Raw genomic sequence first — 22,044 nt, 5'->3', positions numbered from 1 at the left:
TAAAAGCTAAGAAAGACTCTGACTGAGTTCTACTAAACGCTGCTGCTGATTCTGATTTAAATCAATTTCGGGAGAATTACTGAGATCCGTATCCTGATTTTCTACTATTAAAACCATCGCCTCTTTACTCAGCGTATGGGTATGCCAGACAGATTTTTTTATATTATAGAGCTTAAAGGGCTCCATTTTTTGAGCATAAATATTCTCAATCTCTTCTTCTCCTTCAGCCAGAAAAAGAGTACATTCTCCTTTAAGCAGAATAAAAACTTCGTCAGTCTGATTGTGTTTCTGCATCTTATCTATATTTTCTACCAGCAGCTCCTCACAGTAGTTTAAAACAGCTACCCGCCAGCTATTAAAATCAATAACCGGCTGATATCCTTCTTCTGTATAGCTTTTAATTTCAATTAATTCTTCTCTTTTTCTCATATTATCACTTTCCTGTTGAATTAATTTTTAACTCAAAACTACTTCTATTTTTAGTTCTTCTTCTCCGCTGTCAGCAATTAAACTGCGCTCAATAACTGCAGCTCTGCTTTTGTTTTCAAAACCTACAGCCTGACCATTAATTTTAACTTCCTGAACCTGATATTCAGCTGCTTCAAGCTGATTTGTATTTAAATAAGTAATATTTAAAAGTTTGTCAGCAAAAATAGTTTTCACTGCAGCTTCACCCTGATCATCAAAGTGAGATTTAAGTAATTTAGGATCAATAATTAAATTACCCAGTTCACCCCTGACACCAAAAATCTGTGTTACTACTGTTAAAAGTAACCAGCTGGCACTACCTGTTAGATAGGGATACATTCCCCTTCCCCGCTGATTAATATACTCAGGAATACCGGGGTAAGTTCTGCTTGTATCAAAATCTCTGCAGTGCTGATAGATATAATCAATTACTTTGTGACCTGCCTCAGCAAAGCCCTGTTTATAGAGAGCGTTACTGTACATTACTGCCATATGGCTGAACATTGCTCCATTTTCTTTGTGGCCATAGGCAAAACCAAATAAGCGGCCCAGATTCGTCTTAAGTTCTTTAAAATCAGTATTTAGTCGATAACCGCCAACACTTAAATCTTTAAGATATTTATCGGCTGAATCCACAACCTGCTGAATTTGATCCTCATCTGCTGCACCTGCCATTACCGGGAATACCTGTCCGGTAAGAGTCATTCTAACTCCTTTAGGATGGTCGCCTTCCAGTCGCTGACCGTCGTCATCATAATAACCGTTATAAAATTTATCTCCGGCTTCTGTTTCAATCCATTCATTTTTATTTAAATGATCAAAAATAGACTGCCCTTTGCTTTCTAAGTCACTGATCAGATCAGTTAAAGTAATTTCTATTTTGCGGCCGCTAATTCCCTGCTTACAGGTGCGGCGATAATCACTTAAAACTTCCCTTTTATAGTCAACTGACTGATAATTAAAATCTCTTTCTATTGTATCGAGCAGAATACTCAGTTCTTCGGCTAAGTCAATCTTTTCAATTGATTTTTCTGCAGCCAGGGCCTTTAAAAGTTCAGCCAGCTCAAGCAGATTGCTTCCGTAAAGGGCCGTAAAGGCTACACTTTCACCTTTATTTTCCGCCATGTCGAGGCCGTCATTCCAGTCACCATTTTTAAGCAGGAAGTTATTATGTTCTCCTACATCAAAAAAGTGAGTTAGGTGCTGAACCAGAAAATGCTCAATTACACTTCCCTGATAAATCTCATCATTTTTATCTTTAAGTTCACTGCCCGCTTCAAAATAACTCTGTTCTTTTAACAAAAATTCTAAATCTCCGCTCTGATCAATATATAATTTCGTTGTCAAAAGAGGCCAGGCACCGTGATCCATCCAGACTCTTTTGATATCATTTCGATCAGCCTTAAATTCTCCCGGCTCTGATCCGATTATAGTTGCATTACTGCCGTCAATTCGAACTCCAGAAAAGTTATTGTATAATAAATCGCTTACCGGCTCCGGCTCCATTAAAAGCAGTGCCAGACAGTCCTGCCATAAATCTCTCCAGCCGCGTCCACCGCGTCCATAGTCATGACTGGGTAAAAAAGAACAGCCGTAAATTCTTCGTAAAATAGGCTGCAGGGTTACCCACTTCATCCACTGGTCAAATTCCTGATCGGCAGAGTCAAAGTCAACTACAGCAAGTTTTTGCTGCCAGTAATCCCTGTTTTCTGTCAGGTATTTCTCAAATTTATCTCCGCTGCAGTATTTAGCTGCCAGCTGATCAAAATCAATATCTTCTTCTGCAATAGCTACTGCTAAAACATAGGAAATCTCTTCCCCTGCTTTAAGAGTAACTTCATCAAACCTTAAAGCACCAACTGTTTCATAGCCATCTATTTCTTCTCCGGCTGCCAGATAATTATCCAGACTCTTTACAACAGCTTCCGGCCACTCTAAATTACCACCATCACCAATATAATCTTCCAGCACTGGAAAAAATCCTGCTGGAGCTTTTCCATTTTCATCTCCACCTAAAACAGCATAAGAAACCTCGTTCTGCTTGTGTCCCCGCTCATCAAAAGAAAGAGTCGGTTTAACAACAACTCCACTTTCTATAGTCTTAGTTCTGTGTAAAAGTGAAGTTACATGGCGGTGATCTCTTAAGTTATCAGCTGAACGTCCGTAAATTGGTACTGCCGCTGTTGGCTCAATTTTTAATTCCTCAGCACCAGTATTTTTAATCTTAACCCGCATCAATTCTACTGTATCCGAATTAGTAGGAACAAAATTTGTGATCTCTGACTGCACATTTAATTTCGAGTTTGATCTGGTAATTTTATGCCAGAGCAGACCCGCTTCCAGCTCAACATCCTCTTCAGCTTCATCACTAAATTGGTTTGAGAATTGAGCGGCAGAATTACCTGCAGCTGACCAGACATGCTGGTCATTAATTTTTAACCAGAAGTTTCTGGCAGATTTGGTATTGTGCAGGTCCTCTAAAGATACCGGTCTCATTGCAAAGGTGTTCTGCCCCGTCTTGATGTCTCCGTGCAGACGTGGTGTGATTGCCGACATCATTTCTGCTTCATTTGCCAGGGGAAAATATAAGTAAGTGCTCTGGTCAATATTTTCAACTTTAAATTCTCCATTGTCACCGATAAATTTCCATTTATCCAGTTTTCTCATTTTTAAACCCTACCTTTATAAAAATATTATCTTAACTTAAGCCTCTTTTTATCCTATCATCAAAACTTCTATGATTTGTGTTATTAACTAAATGCTTTTCGGGAATGCTCCCAAATTTATTAAAAATATAATTTTACTTTTTTGCAGTAAAATTATATATTATTCCATATTAATTTAATTTTTTAGTAGAAGCTCTTTCTATTAATTCCATCTGAAAGATTAAATCTTCAGAATGAGAGTTATTAATCTCATTTTCTAATTTATTAATTAACTTCTCCATACCCTGATATCCCATCTCAAAAGCTGGTTGAGATAGAGTAGTTATTGGTGGATCCATTAAGGCGGACATTTCTATGCCATCTATTCCAATAATAGAAATATCTTCTGGAACTCTCAATCCCATATTCTTTAAAGCTTTAAGCCCCCCAATCGCCATCATATCTGAGGAATAAAAAATAGCAGTTACCTCTGAATGTTCAGTTATTAATTTTTTCGTTACCTGATATGCTTTTTTACGAGCAAAAAAACCAGGATAAATAATTTTTTCTTTAATTCCAGCTTCGGAAAGCGCTTTCTCATAACCTGCCACTCTGTCCCTGGATGCATGGGAAGAAGCAATATCCTCTCCCTTAATATGGGCAATTTTGGTGTGACCCAGATCTATTAAGTACTTTGTTGCCCGATATCCAGCATCGAAATTATCAGAATTCAGTTTTGGAATATTTTCATTTTTTATCTTTCTATCAACTACTACAATATCCAAATTATTACTTGCCAGATTATCTAAATAATTATCCAGCTTTTCTTCACTTCCACCACTGATCATTAAAATGCCATCAACCCTACCTTCTTCAAACATCTGAATACATTTTAACTCTTCCTCAACTACCCAGTGACTGTTGGCTAGCATCATATTATAATTAGCTTCCATAGCCTTTTTTTCTGCCCCTTTTACAAACATTGCAAAAAAGGGATCTGTAATATCGGAAATTACAAGGCCAATCGTATGTGTTTTTTTACTGGCAAGACCCTTGGCAGAACTATTTGGTTTATAATTTAAATCTTTAATCACCTGCGCAACTTTTTCGCGTGTTGAGGCTTTAACCCCAGCTTTATCGTTGATTACTCTGGAAACAGTACTTTTTGAAACTCCAGCTAATTCTGCAATTTTATAAATATCAATATTTTTATTTTTCATTTGTAACCTCACTTCTCAACTAAAAGGATTTAGTTAATAGCCGGGAGCGATCCCAAAAACTAATATTAGTATAGTATATGGTATTTATTTTGTCAAACGAATTTTCTAACAATTGAGAAAAAAACATTTTTTAAAAATATTTTTGTTCCCTGATTTCTCTTAATTTAAGCCAATTTATATTGTGCTTTACCTTCTTTTTTAGATTGATATAAAATATCATCAACCCTTTTAAAAAGTGTCTTGACCTGATCTCCCTTTTGCAATCTACTTAAACCAGCACTAACAGTTATTTTAATTCCCCGTTCATCACCCAGATCTTCAATTTCTTTATAATATTTGTCAAGTAAGCTCTGAGCTTCTATTTCACTTTTATAGCAGATTACGGCAAATTCATCTCCACCCCAGCGAGAAATCATGCTCTGGGCAGGCATTATTTTTTCCAATTTATCAGCAAGTGTAACCAGCACTTCATCTCCAATATCATGACCAAAATTATCATTGATATCTTTAAAATTATCTATATCAAATAAAATTAATGTAATACTTTTTTTTAAATGCAGCTGCTCTTTGAAAATATTTCTAATTTCCCGATCAAATGCTCGCCTATTATATTTTTGAGTTAGTGAGTCACGATTAGCCAGATTTTTCAACTTTTTGTTAGCCAGTCTTAACTTTTTAGTTGAAAGTCCCAGCTTACTTTTCTCCTGATTATAAGCATTAGCAAACTGCAGCAGCAAAAGATAGGAAGCTGATAATACAATTGGAGTCTGAATCAATTTATCAAAAAATTGAGCCTTTTCACTATGAGTGATTAAAAGTTCGGGAAAATAATGTGAAAGTGTAAACATTAGCATGAATACTGAAATCAGACTAAAAACTAGATTGTTTCTAAGTCCGGGTTTCTTAAACAAAAAAGTAATTGAAATTAAAATAAGGAATATATAAGAAAGACTGTTATTCTTACTTCCTCCTGACTGAAACCAGGAAAATGGTAGAAAAAGAAAAATTAAAAAGAGATAATAGCTTAATTTTAATTTAAAAATATTAAATGATTCTTTTTTAATAAAGCTCAGAATTAAAAATGAGAGTCCAGCCATAACCATCCATTTGAAATTTATTATCAGACTGAAACCAATTAAAGAATTAATAACTATGTTCAGCAGAGAAATAATTAAGCCAAACAATAAGATGGTCTTAAATATCTTATTTTCAAGACTTTCTCTTGTTAAAGGTGCTTTCTCCATAACTATTACTCCCTCTGTCAACTATTTATTATAAGTTAATTAAGATTAGTTACTAATTTTTTTAATTATATCATAATACATAAAAAAATGACAGCTTCAGAAGAAACTGCCATTCAAAAAATAAAGTTCTTATAATCTAATTTCAACTTCTTTTTCTAACGCTGATAGCTTTAAAATATTAGCTTCTATTTCTGCTTCTGCTCCATTTACAGCTTTAAATTCATTAAAGTCGTAAATTTTTATTTTTAGATTTTCAGCTAATTTAGAGATTTTAATTATTATTCTATCTTTTTCTTTACTGGCTTCAACTTTTAGAGCTATTTTACCGTAAATATCTGGAATTTCGACTTCAGCCTTTCTATTATTTTGCAGCTGATAAAGCTTCAAAGTTAAGTCATTTTGATAGTTATATTCTGCCCTATCATTTCTGCTTCCCACCGGAAGGATAGTATTTTCTCTGACATAAAGAGGTAGTGAATTATAATCATATTTTTCCTGATACCAGCGGCCACCTTCTTTAACCTCTCCCGTAAGATAATGAGTCCAGCTTCCTGCTGGCAAATAATATTCGGCGCTGCCAGCTTTGTTAAAAATAGGGGCCACCAGTAATGAATCCCCCAGCATATACTGCATATCAAGATATTTGACAGCTGGATCTCTTTCGAATTCCAGCACCATAGGTCTCATTACCGGAATCCCAGATTCTTTAGCCTTTACTGACATTGAATAAAGATAAGGCATCAGAGTCATTTTTAATTTAGTAAATTTCTTTAAAATTTCAACTGATTCCTCGTCAAAATTCCAGGGAACTCTATAAGACTCAGAACCATGCAGGCGGCTGTGGGTAGAAAGCAGACCAAATTGCACCCAGCGCTTATATAAATCCGGATTGGTTGTCCTTTCAAAACCACCAATATCATGGGACCAGAACGAAAATCCTGACATGGCAAAAGATAATCCTCCTCTTAAAGTCTCTGCCATCGAAGCATAGCTGGCTGTGCTATCTCCTCCCCAGTGAACAGGAAACTGCTGACCACCAGCTGTAGCACTACGGGCAAATAAAACAGCTTCTTCTTTTCCCTTAACTTCTTCTAAAACTTCAAAAACAGCCCTATTATATAAGTGAGTATAATAATTATGCATTGCTTCTGGTTTGGAACCATCATAATACTCTACATCTACCGGGATTCTTTCACCAAAATCAGTTTTAAAGCAATCCACTCCCATATCAAGTAAATGTTTTAAATTCCCCTGAAACCATTCGGCAGCTTCCTGATTGGTAAAATCAACCAGAGCCATCCCGGGCTGCCAATTATCAATCTGTTTAACACCCTTTCCATCTTTTCGGCTCAATAAATAACCATATTCTTGTGCTTCTTTAAACATTTCTGTTCCCTGGGCAAGATAGGGATTAATCCAGACTGAAATTTTTAATCCTTTTTCGTGATAGCGTTTAAGCATTGCTTCCGGATCAGGGAAAATTCTCTGATCCCACTCTAAATTTGTCCAGTTCAGCTCTTCCATCCAAAAACAGTCAAAATGGAATACATCCAGGGGAATATCTCTATCTCTCATCCCCTGGATAAAGGAGGTCGTTGTTTCTTCATCATAATCAGTAGTAAAAGAAGTAGAAAGCCAGAGTCCAAATGACCAGGCAGGCGGTAAAGCTGGTCTGCCGGTTAAAGCTGTATAATTGCTCAGAACTTCTTTGTTATTTTTACCGTAGATAAATTGATATCTCAGCTCTTCTCCCGGAACAGAAAATCCTACATATTCCACTTTCTCACTTGCCACCTCAAAGGAAACATTATCTGCGTGATCGACTAAAATTCCATAACCGCGGCTGGTCATATAAAAAGGGATGCTCTTATATGCTACCTGAGAAGAAGTTCCTCCATCCTCATTCCAGGTTTCTACTACCTGACCGTTTTTGACAAAAGCAGTAAAGCGTTCTCCCAGTCCATATACACATTCACCAGGAGCCAGAGATAATTCTGTCAGCATATAAGGATCATAATCTGCCTTCAGATAGTTGTCTCCGGGCAGCATTGAAGAAATTTCCCTATCGTAGCGCATATAACCTAAATTTCTAAAGCCACAGGAAGTTAATATTTCTCCTTCAGCTTCAAACTGATAATTCCAATGCTCTCGATCAATTCTTATGGTTATTTCATTGACTTTCATTAAAGCTTCTTTTTCATTGATTTCTACTTCTACAGGCTGAGGGTCAGTATTTTTATCAAATTCGACATCCTTTACTTCATAACCCTGATGATGATAGCTTCTAACACTAATAATATTTTTAGCAGTAGAGGTAAATTCTACAGTTATTGTCCCCACATTAAGAGCATCAGCTCGTGACTCAATTTTTTTCTCAGGGGCAACCACCCGCATACCATTTTTTATTTTTTCAATCTTATAGGCCTGAGCGGCATAAACTGGATTTGATCTCTCACTTCTGTGCCAGTATCCTTCTGTAAATTTCATTTTCTGCCTCCATTTCTAAGTTAATATTGTCATTTTTACAATTAACTAAAATTACCAACTAACCGAATTATCAAATCAAAACTCATAAAAAGTTAAATTATTTTTCTCTACAGACCAGTCTATTATTTAAATGCACCAGCAGAAAGTCCCTGCACAATTCTTTTCTGCAGTACAATAAAAATAATTATTAATGGCAGTGCAGTCAGTGAGGCAAAAGACATTACACTGTTCCACTGAATGGCCTGGGAACCCATAAAGTTATATAAGCCTACAGTTGCCGGCTGCATATGTTCCTGATTCATCATTGAAAGTGCATAAATAAAATCTCCAAAGGCAAAAATGAAAGAAAATACTGAAACTACTACCATTCCACTTTTAGCAACAGGAAAAGTAATTTTAATTACAGTCTGAAATCTGGTGCAGCCATCAATCATAGCAGCTTCTTCAAGGTCTTTCGGCACCTGTAAAAATACAGTTCTCAGCATGATTACAGCAAAAGGTACTGCCAGGGTTGAATTTGCCAGAATCACTGCTAGATAAGTATTTGTCAGCCCCATATTGTAAAAAATTATAAATAAAGGAGTTGCCATTAAAACTGGTGGTAACATCTGAGCCACCAGGAAAAACAGCAAAATCCAATTAGCCCAGCGAGCTTTTAGCCTTGCAATTGCATAAGCACCAAAAGAAGCAACAATCATTGTAAAAATCATTGAAGAACCAGCAATTATAAAACTATTTCTCAAATATCTTAAGACTCCTGCTGCAAAAACTCTCTGCAGAGGCTCAAATGTTATGTTCGTCGGTATCAGTTTTGGCGGATATTCAAACAAATCCTGTGGAGGTTTAAAACCCGAAACAAACATCCAGTACAGGGGAGCAAAATAAAGTATTAAAATTAAAATTGCAATCACTGAATAGAGATATTTATTATTCATTAATTTTTTCATTATTAATCTTCCTTCCCTGCTATATAATTAATATAAACGATTGAAAACACAAGCATAATTAAAAACATTAAATTGGCAACTACCGCTCCCTGACTGAAGTTGAAAAAGTCAAAAGAAAGTTGATAGGACCAGGTTGGCAATACATTAGTAGCATTTACAGGCCCTCCACCTGTCATAACCCAGATAAGAGCAAAAACTTTAAAAGTATAAATAATTCCCAGCATCAGAGTAGCAGAAATTGTCTGTCTGAGCATCGGAATAGTCAGAAAAAATAACTTTTGAAACCAGTTGGCTCCATCAATTTCTGCCGCCTCAAAAACAGTCTGGGGCAGACCAGTTAAACCACCGATTAAAAGCATCATATTAAAGGGGATCCCCAGCCAGATATTTGCAATTAAGATTCCGATCATTGCCATATCAGGATTAGTAAGCCAGCTAATATTATTAGTCAGCAGATGAAATTGAGAAAGAAAATAATTAATTAGACCAAAATCAGTATTTAATAACCACTTCCAGACAGTACCCACAACCACTGGTGGTATAACCCAGCCAACTACAATAAAACCTCTGACAAAATTATTTAAAGGAAAATTTTTAACTAAAAACATAGCTAACGCAAAACCAATTATAAACTGAAAAAAAACACTTCCCAGAGTAAAAATTACTGAATTTTTAAAAACTACCAGGAAAGTGGAATCAGTAATTATATTAATATAGTTTTCTAAACCAACAAATTCTTTGTCCGGTCTGGCTAAAGTCATTACATTTACATCCTGAAGACTTATAATAAAGTTATAGATAATTGGATAGGCTGTAAATATACCCATAAAAATAATAGAGGGTGCTAAAAAAACATATAAATAACCTTTTTTACGCATCCAATTTTTAAAATTCATTTAGACTCTACTCCTTCCTTTTTCTAAATTAGGCCCTGGTACAAATCCAGGGCCCTGATATGATATTTTATTCAAGTATTGATTTTAGATTTTCTGCAGCCTCTGCTAATGCTTCTTCTGGAGTTGCCTGACCGGTTAATGCTTTCTGCATTGCTATCTGAATCTCGTTTGAAATCTGCGGCCATTTTGGATGTGGACCTCTTGCTTTAGCATATTCCAATTGTTCTAGGAACTTACTCTGAACTGGATCATCTGTCCAGTAGGTTGACTCTTCTGCCACATCACTTCTGGAAGGTAATCTACCACCTTCAATATACATTTGCTCGACAAAATCCCTACGCTGAGTCCACTTAATAAACTCCCAGGCTTCTTCGACATGTTTAGCACCACTCATAATGGCAAAGTTTTCTCCACCAAGCGCAGATGCTCTAATCCCAACATCTTCTTTATAAGGAAGTAGTGCAACACCCCAATCAAAATCTACATCTTCCAGCTGACCTAAATCCCAGGGACCTGTCATTGTCATTGCAGCATTCTGACTGGCAAAAACTCCCATGGCACTGGATTGATCAAAGTTAATTGATTCAGGAGTCATCCAGCCATTTTGATACATATCAGCTAATAATCTTAAACCATCTGCTGCTTCTGGAGTATCAAGACTATAAATATCTGCTCCGGCCATCTGTAAATAAGGCAGGAACTGAAATACTCCATCTTCTGCTTTGCGGGCACACATTGATAGTCCTCTTACATTTGCTTCTTTATCAGTCAACTTTTCTGCATACTCTCTAAAGTCTGCCCAGGTTTCTGGTGGCCCTTCTAAACCGGCTGCTTTTACCATATCTTTATTATAGAATAAGACAATTGTATTACTATTTTGTGGTATTCCGTAGTTGCGGCCTTCATACATTGTTGAATTCCAGGGACCATCAAAATAGAGGTCTGCCTGTCCCCAATCCTCAACATATTCAGTAATATCTGCAAAAGCACCCATAGCAGCATATTGAGCATGGTCAGGATTATCAACAAAAATAATATCCGGGACTGTATTGGTTGTAATCGCTTTAGTCACCTCACGCTTAAAATCTGCAAATGGTATATATCTGTGTTCAATTTTTATATCTTCATGGCTTCCATTCCACTTATCAACAGCCCAACGCAGGGCATTTGTTCCTGGAGCAAAATAGTGCCAGACAGTAACAGTTGTCTGAGCCATTACAGCTGTAGAAATACTCAGAACCAATAATATTGAAATTAAACTAACTAATAAAACTGAACGTTTTTGCATTTTTTTACCTCCTAGAATTTTTTAACTTATAATCAGAGCCAACTGTAACTACATTTTCACCTCCTATTTTATTATTCTAAATTATAGCCAGTACTTTACTATAAGAATTATTCTTTTATCGGTAAATCTGCATCATTTTTCAAAAATAATGGAATAGTATCCAATTCCGCCTTAACTGTTACCACCTGGCCACCTTTAAATTCTTCTTCGCTCCAGGCATTTTTCCAGACTGCTCCTTCAGGTAAATATACCTGACGCTGATATTTTTCTTCTTCAATAACAGGTGCTACCAGAAGATCAGGGCCAAAGAGATACTGATCATCAATATCCCAGCTTCTCTGATCATCAGGAAAATCATAAAAAAGCGGTCTAATAACCGGGGTTCCATCCCTGTGGGCTGCTTCCATCTGTTCAGCAATATATGGTTTGATTCTTTCTCTTAGGAAAAGGTATTTTTTCATAATTTCAAAATACTTTTCACCATAACTCCAGACCTCATTTTCGGCTCCACTTCCCAGCTTTCCAATGCCTGAGATCATATCATTTTCAAAGTCACTGCCTGGCATCCGATAGCCGTGCAGTCTAAAGACCGGACTAAAACAGCCAAATTCAAACCAGCGGATCAGCAGTTTTTTAAAGTCTTCGTCATTTATATTTGCTCCCTGAAATCCACCGATATCAGTAGTTACCCAGGGAATACCGGCAATTCCCATTGAAAGACCTGCCCGCAGCTGACGCTGCAGTGAATTAAAAGTAGAGTCAATATCTCCAGACCAGACTAAAGCTCCATAACGCTGACTTCCAGCCCAGGCACAGCGGAGCAGATTAAGCGGGTTTTCCATTCCCTCTGCTCTCATTCCATCATAAAAGGTTTTGGCATATTTAACAGGATAAATATTGCCAACTTCAAGATTTGAGCCCAGATAATAGCGGTAATTATCAAAATCATATTCTGTATATTCGGGTTCTGCTTCATCAAGCCAGAAGATATTTACACCTTTGTCCCAGTAATTTTGCTTAATTTTATTCCAGACAAATTTTCTTGCTTCAGGATTTGTAGGATCAAAAAACACTTCCTGACCAAACATCTGCATGGTAACTCTAACCCCACGCTCTGTTCTAACTAAATATCCTTTTTCCATCATTTCAGCAAAATTTTCACTTCTATAATCAACAGTTGGCCAGACAGAAACCATCACTTTGATCCCCATTTCTTCTAATTCTTCAATCATTGCTTCGGGATCAGGCCAGCAGTCAGGATCAAATTTATATTCTCCCTGCTGAGTCCAGTGGAAAAAGTCAACAACAATTACATCCATCGGCAGACCTAAATCTTTATGTTTGCGGGCGACCTCCATAACTTCTTCCTGAGTGCGGTATCTCAGCTTACACTGCCAGAACCCCATTCCATAATCAGGCATCATCGGCACTTTACCGCTTACATCTGCATAATTTTCTTCAATTTCAGCCGGTGTATCACCGGCAGTTATCCAGTAATCTACCTGTTTGGTGCTTTTGGCCAGCCACTCTGTTCCATTCTTGGCAAAGGTAACAGAACCAATTGCTGGATTGTTCCAGAGAAAACCATAACCTTTATTTGAAAGCATAAAAGGGACTGAGGCCTGTGAGTTGCGGTGAGCTAACTCAAGGGTACAGCCTTTTTGATTCAAATAGTTATGCTGGTACTGTCCCATTCCATAAATTTTTTCGTTATCATCAGCTTTAAAGCGGAAAACTGCCCGATAGTTTTCTCCTTCTACAGCCTTCATTTCCCGGCCGCTTATTTCCAGAGACATACTTGGATCATCTTTGCGCCGCTGCCAGTTTTCCTGAACTAAAGTTTCTCCTTTTTGATTTTTAAAAGTTAAAACTCCGGCTGAATTAAAAATCGCTGTTATTTTCCCATTGCTTATTCTGGCATAGTTTTTATCTTCTTCAAGATTCATCTCTAATAGTTCATCTTTATTTGCTTTAGCATTTTCTACAATTTCGATTTCTACTTCAGCTGATTTTTGTGGAAGTAGAGCCCAGTCATTCTCGGTAAAATCACTGTTATGAGTAACTCGAACTCTCAGCGAATCTTTACCCCAGGCTTCAACCATTACTTTTTCGTTGTCATATAAGTATAATAGTTTATCTCCTTCTTGCTTGAACATTGCGCTCCCCCTTTTTTGAATTGCTTATATTTTCAGAATTTTTAACTCAAAAACCCCCCTTTCTGAGTGGTTTTTTATAATAAATAATTAATCTCATATTACTCGTTTTTAATAATTATTTTAATTAATTAGAATTTAACCAGACAGCCATTTCTCCTTCTCCTCTGTTGTTCCAGCTGTAATAGGGTACAGCTTTAACTTCAACTTCTCTGCTTCCAGGTTTTTGGGTGCTGTAAAGATCTCCTTCCCAGCCTAAACTATCTACTTTTTTAGCCCTGGTTTTTATGGTAGTTACTCCCCCCAGCAGGTCTTTTTCAAATTCAGCTTTTAATTTTGCCTCTCTTGCAAATGTTAAAGCAGCTAAATTTTTACCGTTATCCACTTCTTCAAAAGTATAAACTATAGGACCTCTCTGAAGTGCAGCTTTATTAAGATCTTCTTTTATTTCGGGATTAGCATAAACTTTTTCAACTGGCATTTTGAGAATTAATTTTAGCTTATCATTCTGCCAGCTCCGCTTTAATCTCAGATATCCATCCTCCAGATGTTCTGTTATATTAATATTTTTCCCATTAAGCTGTAAGGCTGCTTTTCTGCACCAGCCGGGAATTCTTAAAGCTAAAGTAAATTCTGCCGCTTGTTCTGCTTTAAGCTCTATCTCTACCTCTTCCTCCCAGGGATAATTAGTATTTTGAATAATTTCTATTTCCTGACCACCAAATTCCACCTTAGCTTGACTGTCACTATAAAGATTAACATAAAGTTCTTCCTCATTTTGAGAATATATATAGCTGCCAATTGAAGTCAGGAGGCGGGCCAGATTTGGAGGACAGCAGGCACAGCCAAACCATTTCTGCCTTACAGTCTTAACATGGCGGTGATCATTCCTATTTTTAGCTACCTCAGGTTTTACTTCAAGAGGATTAACATAAAAGAATCTCCTGCCATCTTCTGACATCCCACTTAAAGCGCCATTATATAGGGCGCGCTCCATTACATCTGCATATTCACCCTTTTTTTCTAAATGCAGCATTCTCTGAGCAAAAAAGACTAATGCCACTGCTGCACAGGTTTCTGTATAAGCTGTATCATTGGGCAGATCATAATCAATAGTAAAGGCCTCTCCGTGAACTGTTGAACCAGTTCCCCCTGTAATATACATCTGCTTTTTAGTGGTATTACTCCATAGCCTTCTGCAAGCTTCAATTAAACTCTGATCTCCACTTACTCTGGCAGTATCTGCCATTCCGCTGTACATATAGAGTGCTCTGACTGCATGACCGGCTGCAGCATTTTGCTCTCTAACCGGAGCATGTGCCTGATAATATTCGCGTTCTGTATTCTGCTTAAAATCAGGCCAGTGGTTTACTTTTCCTCGCTCTTCCCACTCTTTTTCAAAGTAAAATGGTTCTTGACCTCTCTGATCAATAAAATATTTGGCTAAATCTCTGTATCTTTCTTCACCAGTAACATTAAATAATTTAATTAATGCCAGCTCGATTTCCTGGTGGCCGGGATAACCCTTTAGTTTATCAGCTTCCAGACCGAATATGCTGTCAATTAAATCAGCATTTTTCTGCATTATCTTCAGCAGCTTATCTTTCCCGGTTGCTTTATAATAGGCTACTGCAGCTTCAATCAGATGACCGGCACAGTAGAGTTCATGACATTCAGCCAGATTCTTCCACTTCATCTCAGGCTCTTTAACAATAAAATATGTATTTAAATAACCATCATCCTGCTGGGCCTCTCCAATCAGATCAATAACTTCGTCTGCTCTCTTTTCCAGCTCAGGATCAGGATTAACTGTCAGCTGATAGGCAACTGCTTCCAGCCATTTTGCCACATCACTGTCCTGAAAAACCATCCCGTGAAATTCACCTTCCGAACGGCCAGCCGCAATTCTAAAATTCTCAATTGCATGGCTGGGTTCAGTATCAGGAAGCTCATCATTTAAAGCCTGCCACTGATAGGGAATTACTTCTTTCCGCACCAGCTTATTTTTCTGAGCCAACAATCCTGATATTAATTTTACTCTTTTTAAATCAACTGCTTTTAAATTTTTTTTGCTCATTCTATACTCCTTTCTTCTATTTCGAAACACAAAAACACTTTAAACTTTTATTGTTGAATCCCTAAGCATAAGTTTGGTGGGCACAGTAATTTTAACAGGATAAGTTCTTTCATTACCATTTAATTTATTAAATAATAAATTTGCTGCCTCTTTACCCATTTCAACTTTTCTGACCTTCATAGTTGTTAAAGCTGGTTTTATCTGCTTAAAATGAGTTACGTGTGTCAATATACTCAAATAGAAATGAGTTACGTGTTTCAAAATACTTAAAAATTTATAAATAATGATAATCATTATAATATTTCAGATTTTCTCTCATCACAACTTCCAGTCTGGTTATATATTCTGATTTCTCTATTTCTCTATCTTCTGCCAGCATCTCAAAAAGAATTCGAACCGGAAAATAACCCTGGCTGTAGGGTTCCTGACAGATTACTGCTTCAATTACATCTTCATTAATAAAAGGAATAAATTTATCAAAAAGATCAAAGCCAATTACATTTATCTGATCTTTTTTGCCCATTTCCTTAACTACTTTGGCAACCAAATATAAACTCTGATTTACTACATAAAATGCTTTAAGATCTGGATTATCTTCAATAATTTTTTTAATGTAATCAATATCTTTATCAGTATAGGAATCACTAATGCCAAAGTGATCATAAATAGTATAAGGACCAATTATTTTGTGAATAGAACTTTCTTTTAAAATACTATAAAAACCTTCAACCCGTTTTTTACCAACTAAATCATCTTCATTACTAATAATTGCTATCTTGCCCGGTTTAGAAGTTATTTTTTCAATTATTTCTCCCGAAATTCTCCCTGCTTTAAAATAATCACAGCCAAAATAAAATAGGCGCTTACTCTCAGGTGCATCACGATTAAAGGTTACTACAGGAAGATCCTGCTCAATAAATTCATTAATTAACTCAGTTAAATTTTTGGGATTCCAGGGAGCTACAATCAATCCATCTATTTCGGTTTGCATTTGCTTAATCTGTTTTTCCTGTTCTTCAGCTGAACCGGCCTCTTTAATAATTAAATTAAGTCCATATGCCTGCAACTCATTATAAACATCATTAATACCTTTTCTAATCTGAGCTGCAAAATTCTCAGGAAGATAATAAGAAATCCCAATTGTACAACTTGTTCTTTTAGAAAGATGTTTTGCTGCCCGATTGGGCTTATAATTTATTTTTTCTATATAATCTAAAATTTTTCTCTTAGTTTCGGGAGCTACACTCCCTCTATTATTTATTACTCTATCTATGGTGCTGCGAGATAAATTGAGTTTTTCTGCTATATCTGAAATGGTTATATTTTTCATTTTCATAAATATCAGCCTTTCCTAAATGAAACACGTATCTCATTATTTATATTCACCATAAAAAGACAAATTCCTTCTTAAATTAAGGAATTTGTCTAATTTTTTTGAATTAAATAGCCTTTTCCTCTTTCCACTTACCTCTTTTAAACCAGACAGCACCAATAATTGCACTTAAGAAATTGGAAAGAAACATTCCCCACCAGATACCACTGGTTCCAAACTGAAAATATTCGGATAAAAGTCTGGCTAGAGGAACTCTAAAACCCCAGAGAGCAACCACTGCCAGTACCATTGCTGCCACTGTATTACCTGCTCCTCTAAATGAGCCCCCAATTACTATTCTAACTCCTAAGAAGCCAAAAGATAAACCTACAATTTTGAGAAACGCAACTCCAATTTTAACTACTTCTGGATTATTATTAAATACTGAAATGATTTGAGCCGGAAAAAATTGAGTAATTAAAATTAATGCTGTCATTAGTCCAAAAGTTAGACCAACAGATGTCCAGGCAATCTTTTCAGCCCTATCGGCGTTATCAGCACCCATTGTCTGCCCTACCATAGTTGTAGTGGCCATGGAGAGTCCCCGCATCGGCATCATTACTACCGATAAAATCCTGTTTCCAATTCCATAAGCAGCAACCGCCAGAGTTCCAAACTCAGATACTATACCCATTAAAAAAGTCATTCCCAGAGCAATAATTGACTGCTCTGCTGCCGAAGGTGTTCCCAATTTTATGATCTTTTTTTGAACTTCAAAATCAGGAACTAAATTTTTGGCCCGGAGTTTAATACCTTTTTTACCTTCAAATAATAGATAGACTCCATAAAGGCCGGCTAAGGCTCTTGATAAAACTGTAGCTATTGCTGCACCGCGCACTCCCATCTGGGGAAAAAATCCCCATCCTAGAATTATAAAGGGATCAAGAATTATATTGAAAACAGTTGAAAAAATCATCATTTTCATAGGAGTTTTTGTATCTCCAACTCCCCTTAAAAGCGCTGTAAAAACAAAAAAGATAAACATAAACGAAACACCGGCAAAAATAATATCCAGATAGGAAACTGCATCAGCCATAATATTTGCAGGCGCTCCTATCCAGCCGAGAATTGTTCTATCAAAAATAAATCCAGTTGTTCCAAATATAATTGATAGAAAAATTACAAGAGTAAAAATTTGACCGGCTACATGATCAGCCATTTCCTTATCATCAGAGCCGGTATACTGAGCTACTAAGGTAGTCCCTGCAATAGTCATTCCACCACCGATTGAAATTAATAAAAAAACTAAGGGAAAACCTACAGAAATAGCTGCTACCGAATCCGCTCCCAGTTTTCCGACCCAGAATGTATCTGCCAGGTTATAAAGCACCTGCATTGTATTACCAACCATAATTGGCCAGGATAACTTAAAGAGTGTTTTAGGTATTGAACCATTTAAAATTGCTTCTCTATTATTTGTTTTATTCTGTTTTACTTTTTTCATAATATATCACCTGTCTTATATTCTTATTAAAGTCAATAAAATATTTTAAGCTCTGTTTTCCAGACCCTTATTATCTCTAAAAACTACCAAGGCAAGAATTAAAACTGCTGCAGAAGCCAGGACTATTCCTACTTTAAACATTACTGACATTCCAAAATTATCAATTAAATAGCCACCTAAAAGACTGCCAATAATACCCGCTGCTCCAAAAGCAGACATCATAGCAATGCTCTGAGCTGTTGTCTTTAGTGCTGCTGGTGCTACCAGTTTTACATAATAGCGAACTGTTACCAGAAAAACTCCAAAGGAAAGCGACTGCAGCATCCCAAAAAATAAGAAGTAAACTGGAGAACTGGCTAAAGCAGCAATTATAAATCTAATTAAATAAAAGAAAGCTGAAAATAAAAGTAATGAGTTGGTTTTATACTTTTCTAAAAAATATTTAGCCACAAAAAAAATAGGGGCCTCACTTAAAGCATTAAAAAAGAGAGTATATCCTAAATCCGTAGAATTACCACCAACAGATTTAATAATCGGTGCCAGATAGACAAAAAGCATCTGGTTTGGAATAAAGATTAGCAAAGTAATTAAAAGAATAAAAATATAATCGGGATTTTTAAACAGCCGCAAGATATTCTTTTCATTAACTTCAGCTGGAGTCTCCTTAGCTGCTTCCAAATTTAATTTTTTAGCCTCAGATTCTTTTTGCGAATTTTTTATTGAATTATCATCTTTTTGATTAAGACCACTATAACTTTTATCTTTAATACTCAAAGCAATTAAAATTACTATAAAAACAACTACTCCATAACTTAAAAAATGAATGCGCCAGCCAAATCGTTCTATTATCTGACCAAAAACTGTTACAATGATTGCAAAACCAATCGAACCCCAGGCCCTCATAAAACCATAATTATGAGCAGTATGAGCAGAAGTTTCTAAAATCCAGCTATCTAAAACTGACTGCTGAGGCTCCCAGAGAAAACCAACTACTCCTATAGAAATTGCAAGCATAAAATCACCATAAAAAGTTAGAGGGGTTACAAAAACCGCCATTAAAAACATGGAAATCAAAAAAACAATTTTTCTGCTTTCCAGACGGTCACATAAATATCCAACAATTGGAGGGCCAATTAAACCCATAAAGGTCCTAATCGACATCAGAGTTCCAATTCTCATATTGCTGTAACCTAAATCTGTTAGATAATAAACTAAATAAGCACCGTAGATGGCCCAGGTGCTCCAGAAGAAAAATTGCAGAAATGAAAATTCTGCAATTATTTTATAGGAATCATTTGCTTTGATTTTTCTAATCAAGTTATTCAACATCTTTTAGGTACCGGGCACTTAATAGATTATGTGAACCCAATATCTCCTTTCCAGTATTAATTTAAGTTTTTAATAAATACACCTTACTTATATAATACTAGAGAATTATTAAAATACCTTTAATAAATCCAAAATAATTATAAATTAAATTAATTATAAATTATAAATATTTTATATACTCCAATCATCAAAAAATCATCAAAATAAATTCATTTTCTAAACTTAAATTATTATATTATTTAATGTTCTAAAGCTTAATAGTTCTAATTATTTGTTCACTTAAATTAGCTAAAAGCTCGGGGCTTCTTTCTACAATTTCTTTTAAATCAGCCGGTCGATCAATAATAGAAAAATAAGATTTAATTCCGTGTTCTAAAACTTTTTCTACTCCATCTCCTAAGGTCCCAGCTACAGCAACAACTGGAATCCCTTTTTTAGCTGCAGTTCTAGAAACCCCAACAGGAGTTTTGCCATAAATACTTTGACCATCCAACATTCCTTCTCCTGTAAGCACTAAGTCTACTCCTTTTAATTTGCTCTCAAAATCAATAATATCAAGGATAATATTTACTCCTGCTTTTAGTTCTGCATCTAAAAAAACTACAAGCCCTGCTCCCAGGCCACCAGCTGCTCCAGCTCCCGAAATCTGATTTGGATCTTTATTTAATTCCTTAATTGCAATTTGATTAAAATAACGTAAATTTTGATCAAGTTTTTCCACCATCTCTTTATCTGCTCCTTTCTGCGGAGCATAAACATAGGCGGCGCCATTTTCACCGAAAAGTGGATTATCTACATCACAGGCCACCAGGATTTCGATATCATCTAATCTGGAATCTAAATTTTCTAAATTAATCTCTGCTATCTGATCTAAATTGCCGCCGCCAAAGCCAATTTCTTTACCCTGGGCATCCAAGATTTCTGCTCCTAAAGCCTGGGCCATCCCGACCCCGGCATCATTAGTAGCACTGCCACCAATGCCAATGATTATTTTTTTAACACCATGCTCCAGCGCTGAGGCAATTAACTCTCCTGTTCCATAGGTAGTTGTTTTTAAGGGATTCTTCTTTCCCTCAGGAACTAAAGGAAGGCCTGAGGCAGCTGCCATTTCAATCACAGCAGTTTTGCCATCCCCCAGCAGTCCGTAAAAAGCCTCAACTTTATTTCCAAGTGGTCCAGTTACCTCTTTTTCTATAATTTTCCCCTCAGTCGCATCAACCAGAGACTGAACTGTTCCCTCTCCTCCATCTGCCATTGGCAGTAAGTCAACTTCTATTTCAGAATCAGCCTTTAATATTCCTCTTTCTATATTTTCAGCTGCTTCCATTGCAGTTAATGAACCTTTAAATGAATCAGGTGCTACAAGAATTTTCAAATATATCGCCTCCATTTTAAAATAAAAAATATAATCAAACTTAAATAAATTAACTAATTTATTTATCCATTAACCTGATTAATCACATTTCCTTCTAAAAAACTTTTAAGATTCTCCAAAACTGTATTCATTAATCGCTGTCTTGCTTCTTGAGAAGCCCAGGCAATATGAGGAGTAATAATTGTTCTATCAGAATTTAAAAGCGAATTTGATGCTGCCGGGGGTTCAGTAGAAAGCACATCTACAGCAGCAGTTTTAACCTTCCCTGTTTCCAGAGCAGCTGCCAGATCGGATTCCACTATTAATCCTCCCCGAGAAGTATTGATAATAATTACACCTTCTTTCATCTGAGCAATACTAAATTTATTTATCATCCCCTCAGTCTCTTTGCTTTGGGGACAGTGAAGGCTAATTACATCAGCTCTTCTATAAAGATCCATTAAATCCACAAATTCTATCTCCTCAGTTTTAATTTCAGGATTATTAATTTTTTTCTCCGGACTCCTATCATAAGACAAAATCTTCATTCCAAAAGCTGAAGCAAGCTCTGCAGTCTTCTGACCAATACTGCCAAAACCAATTATCCCCAGCGTCTTATCCTGCAGCTCAATTAAAGGATAATTCCAGAAACAGAAATCATCTGCTTCAGTCCAGGCCCCATTTTTAACAGCTCGATTATGCTCACCAACATGATGGCAGACTTCTAAAAGCAGAGCCATCACAAACTGAGCAACTGCATTTGTTCCATATGTTGGAACATTAGTAACCACAATATTATTTTCAGCTGCAGCTTTAATATCAACCACATTATAACCGGTGGCCAGTACTCCTACATATTTAAGTTCAGGCAGGGCCTTAATTGTCTCCCTGCTTAAGGGGGTTTTATTTGTCAGCAGCACCTCTGCTCCTTCGGCTCTTTTTAAGATCTTTGCTGCTGATGTCCGCTCGTAAATTTCAACATCTCCCATTTCTTTGATGCCTTCCCAGCTTAGATCACCCGGGTTTAAGGCATAGCCATCTAAAACTACTATTTTCATAATAAATTCCTCCCTTTTATTTCTTTAACATAAATCTTTCTCAGTCAATTACTCCTCTTTTT

At 36.3% G+C, this 22,044-nt stretch carries 16 protein-coding genes; all 16 read right to left on the bottom strand.

Features of this window, described 5'->3' with window-relative positions:
- Positions 1-6 precede the first annotated feature (6 nt).
- The 16 genes from BW929_RS07135 to BW929_RS07060 all read right to left on the bottom strand — a co-directional run bounded on the left by BW929_RS07135 (position 7) and on the right by BW929_RS07060 (position 21,982).
- A complete protein-coding gene (locus BW929_RS07135) occupies positions 7-429 on the bottom strand; it encodes a WxcM-like domain-containing protein (protein WP_076544683.1) in 423 nt (140 codons plus the stop codon).
- Positions 430-456: 27 nt separating this feature from the next.
- The gene (locus BW929_RS07130; protein WP_076544682.1) at positions 457-3,135 is read right to left on the bottom strand and encodes a GH36-type glycosyl hydrolase domain-containing protein; all 2,679 of its coding nucleotides are present in this window, start codon (positions 3,133-3,135) and stop codon (positions 457-459) included.
- A 169-nt stretch (positions 3,136-3,304) separates the two neighbouring features.
- The gene (locus BW929_RS07125; RefSeq protein ID WP_076544681.1) at positions 3,305-4,333 is read right to left on the bottom strand and encodes a LacI family DNA-binding transcriptional regulator; all 1,029 of its coding nucleotides are present in this window, start codon (positions 4,331-4,333) and stop codon (positions 3,305-3,307) included.
- 164 nt (positions 4,334-4,497) lie between these two features.
- Positions 4,498-5,577, bottom strand: coding sequence for a GGDEF domain-containing protein (locus BW929_RS07120; protein WP_076544680.1), 1,080 nt, complete (start codon positions 5,575-5,577; stop codon positions 4,498-4,500).
- A gap of 129 nt (positions 5,578-5,706) precedes the next feature.
- Positions 5,707-8,064 carry an alpha-xylosidase gene (gene yicI / locus BW929_RS07115; protein WP_076544679.1) on the bottom strand — a complete coding sequence of 786 codons (2,358 nt, stop codon included), beginning with the start codon at positions 8,062-8,064 and terminating at the stop codon, positions 5,707-5,709.
- 122 nt (positions 8,065-8,186) lie between these two features.
- Positions 8,187-9,011: a carbohydrate ABC transporter permease gene (locus BW929_RS07110; protein WP_084566123.1), complete on the bottom strand. Its 825-nt coding sequence runs from the start codon at positions 9,009-9,011 to the stop codon at positions 8,187-8,189.
- Positions 9,012-9,013: 2 nt separating this feature from the next.
- Positions 9,014-9,907: a carbohydrate ABC transporter permease gene (locus BW929_RS07105; protein WP_084566122.1), complete on the bottom strand. Its 894-nt coding sequence runs from the start codon at positions 9,905-9,907 to the stop codon at positions 9,014-9,016.
- A gap of 67 nt (positions 9,908-9,974) precedes the next feature.
- Positions 9,975-11,195 carry an ABC transporter substrate-binding protein gene (locus BW929_RS07100; protein ID WP_076544678.1) on the bottom strand — a complete coding sequence of 407 codons (1,221 nt, stop codon included), beginning with the start codon at positions 11,193-11,195 and terminating at the stop codon, positions 9,975-9,977.
- Positions 11,196-11,302: 107 nt separating this feature from the next.
- A complete protein-coding gene (locus BW929_RS07095; protein WP_076544677.1) occupies positions 11,303-13,351 on the bottom strand; it encodes a glycoside hydrolase family 31 protein in 2,049 nt (682 codons plus the stop codon).
- Between the two features lie 124 nt (positions 13,352-13,475).
- The gene (locus BW929_RS07090; protein ID WP_084566121.1) at positions 13,476-15,425 is read right to left on the bottom strand and encodes a glycoside hydrolase family 127 protein; all 1,950 of its coding nucleotides are present in this window, start codon (positions 15,423-15,425) and stop codon (positions 13,476-13,478) included.
- Between the two features lie 39 nt (positions 15,426-15,464).
- On the bottom strand, positions 15,465-15,719 hold the full coding sequence (locus BW929_RS15620; RefSeq protein ID WP_076544676.1) for a substrate-binding domain-containing protein: 255 nt from the start codon (positions 15,717-15,719) through the stop codon (positions 15,465-15,467).
- A complete protein-coding gene (locus BW929_RS07080) occupies positions 15,700-16,761 on the bottom strand; it encodes a LacI family DNA-binding transcriptional regulator (protein ID WP_076544675.1) in 1,062 nt (353 codons plus the stop codon). Before BW929_RS07080 ends, BW929_RS15620 begins: the two co-directional genes overlap by 20 nt.
- Before the next feature lie 103 nt (positions 16,762-16,864).
- Complete coding sequence (locus BW929_RS07075; protein WP_076544674.1) at positions 16,865-18,241, bottom strand: MATE family efflux transporter; 1,377 nt, start codon at positions 18,239-18,241, stop codon at positions 16,865-16,867.
- Between the two features lie 45 nt (positions 18,242-18,286).
- The gene (locus BW929_RS07070; protein WP_234978072.1) at positions 18,287-19,558 is read right to left on the bottom strand and encodes an MFS transporter; all 1,272 of its coding nucleotides are present in this window, start codon (positions 19,556-19,558) and stop codon (positions 18,287-18,289) included.
- A gap of 259 nt (positions 19,559-19,817) precedes the next feature.
- The gene (locus BW929_RS07065) at positions 19,818-20,945 is read right to left on the bottom strand and encodes a glycerate kinase family protein (protein ID WP_076544672.1); all 1,128 of its coding nucleotides are present in this window, start codon (positions 20,943-20,945) and stop codon (positions 19,818-19,820) included.
- A 62-nt stretch (positions 20,946-21,007) separates the two neighbouring features.
- Positions 21,008-21,982, bottom strand: a complete 975-nt coding sequence (locus tag BW929_RS07060) for a D-2-hydroxyacid dehydrogenase (protein WP_076544671.1) — start codon at positions 21,980-21,982, stop codon at positions 21,008-21,010.
- Positions 21,983-22,044: the final 62 nt, after the last annotated feature.

The organism is Halanaerobium kushneri (genome assembly GCF_900156285.1).
GTDB classification, from domain to species: Bacteria; Bacillota; Halanaerobiia; order Halanaerobiales; family Halanaerobiaceae; genus Halanaerobium; species Halanaerobium kushneri.
Note: the sequence above shows the minus strand (reverse complement) of the source record. Positions and strands in the feature narration are given on the sequence as shown.

What these genes read in the sequence shown, in the direction of transcription:
- BW929_RS07135 (WP_076544683.1), bottom strand. Translation starts at nt 429, where the DNA reads ATGAGAAAAAGAGAAGAATTAATTGAAATTAAAAGCTATACAGAAGAA.
- BW929_RS07130 (WP_076544682.1), bottom strand. Translation starts at nt 3,135, where the DNA reads ATGAGAAAACTGGATAAATGGAAATTTATCGGTGACAATGGAGAATTT.
- BW929_RS07125 (WP_076544681.1), bottom strand. Translation starts at nt 4,333, where the DNA reads ATGAAAAATAAAAATATTGATATTTATAAAATTGCAGAATTAGCTGGA.
- BW929_RS07120 (WP_076544680.1), bottom strand. Translation starts at nt 5,577, where the DNA reads ATGGAGAAAGCACCTTTAACAAGAGAAAGTCTTGAAAATAAGATATTT.
- yicI (WP_076544679.1), bottom strand. Translation starts at nt 8,064, where the DNA reads ATGAAATTTACAGAAGGATACTGGCACAGAAGTGAGAGATCAAATCCA.
- BW929_RS07110 (WP_084566123.1), bottom strand. Translation starts at nt 9,011, where the DNA reads ATGAAAAAATTAATGAATAATAAATATCTCTATTCAGTGATTGCAATT.
- BW929_RS07105 (WP_084566122.1), bottom strand. Translation starts at nt 9,907, where the DNA reads ATGAATTTTAAAAATTGGATGCGTAAAAAAGGTTATTTATATGTTTTT.
- BW929_RS07100 (WP_076544678.1), bottom strand. Translation starts at nt 11,195, where the DNA reads ATGCAAAAACGTTCAGTTTTATTAGTTAGTTTAATTTCAATATTATTG.
- BW929_RS07095 (WP_076544677.1), bottom strand. Translation starts at nt 13,351, where the DNA reads ATGTTCAAGCAAGAAGGAGATAAACTATTATACTTATATGACAACGAA.
- BW929_RS07090 (WP_084566121.1), bottom strand. Translation starts at nt 15,425, where the DNA reads ATGAGCAAAAAAAATTTAAAAGCAGTTGATTTAAAAAGAGTAAAATTA.
- BW929_RS15620 (WP_076544676.1), bottom strand. Translation starts at nt 15,719, where the DNA reads ATGATTATCATTATTTATAAATTTTTAAGTATTTTGAAACACGTAACT.
- BW929_RS07080 (WP_076544675.1), bottom strand. Translation starts at nt 16,761, where the DNA reads ATGAAAATGAAAAATATAACCATTTCAGATATAGCAGAAAAACTCAAT.
- BW929_RS07075 (WP_076544674.1), bottom strand. Translation starts at nt 18,241, where the DNA reads ATGAAAAAAGTAAAACAGAATAAAACAAATAATAGAGAAGCAATTTTA.
- BW929_RS07060 (WP_076544671.1), bottom strand. Translation starts at nt 21,982, where the DNA reads ATGAAAATAGTAGTTTTAGATGGCTATGCCTTAAACCCGGGTGATCTA.